The 836-nt window shown below is 41.1% G+C and carries 1 protein-coding gene; it reads right to left on the minus strand.

Going from position 1 to position 836, the window contains the following annotated elements; genetic code table 11:
- Positions 1-372, minus strand: a 372-nt coding sequence (locus Xbed_RS18880; protein WP_139837565.1) for an Hcp family type VI secretion system effector, incomplete at its 3' end; no start/stop codon positions are given.
- Positions 373-836: the final 464 nt, after the last annotated feature.

Below are 836 nucleotides of genomic sequence, written 5' to 3' on the forward strand. Positions count from 1 at the left end.
GTTGTCGTCGATGGAATGCGGATAATGATAGGAAACATCAACAATGCTCGCGCCTGTCAGTTTGATTTCATAAAAAAATTCCAACTGTCCCATTGGATTTGTCCGGTAACACATAAATTTCGCCTCCAACAACTCGTTACCGTCTATTGCCATCGCTAACAGGGGAGAGGATTTATCGAGGGGCTTCACAAAACTGACAGGGTGATGATTGACGTTCTGGTCGCGGCTCATCGCGTGACTGAGGCTTAATACCTGTATCTGATCTTCCCGTCCTGCCTGATACCGGTTGCCGATAGATTCGGGGGTTGAACAGCCCGCAGAAATAAGACCTTGCTTCTTGCCTTTTAACGACAAGTCAATGAGGTATGACATGCGTGTTTCTCCTGTAACATGATGTCCAATCAATGCGCAATAAGGCATTTCATGAGGCAGGATATAACAGTCATGCTTATCGATTCCAGCGTGGATAAAAGAACATCAATAAGTTTGTGATTAACGTCTCCTCTTAAACAAAATCAGATAATTACCTATTTTAAATTTCAGGTAATGCCCTAAATAAAAATCAGGCTGACGTGATAGTTTTCCTTTTCTGGTTTGTCCGGCTTTTATTTACCTGCCAGAGATACCCCCTGAAAATCTTTTTCACCTCCTCCGCTATGCACCCTGTGCACAATTCCCTGAAAACCTTGTTACCTCTGGGTTTGTCGTGATTAATAGGATATTCACTGACTGTATCTCCTGTTCACCCATTTTTTACACTTATGAAGAGAATGTAGAGTTGATGTATAGTTAAAAAATAACTATACACCTATTATTTTCTTTTAAATACAGTCAGA

Source organism: Xenorhabdus beddingii (assembly GCF_002127545.1).
Taxonomy (GTDB): domain Bacteria; phylum Pseudomonadota; class Gammaproteobacteria; order Enterobacterales; family Enterobacteriaceae; genus Xenorhabdus; species Xenorhabdus beddingii.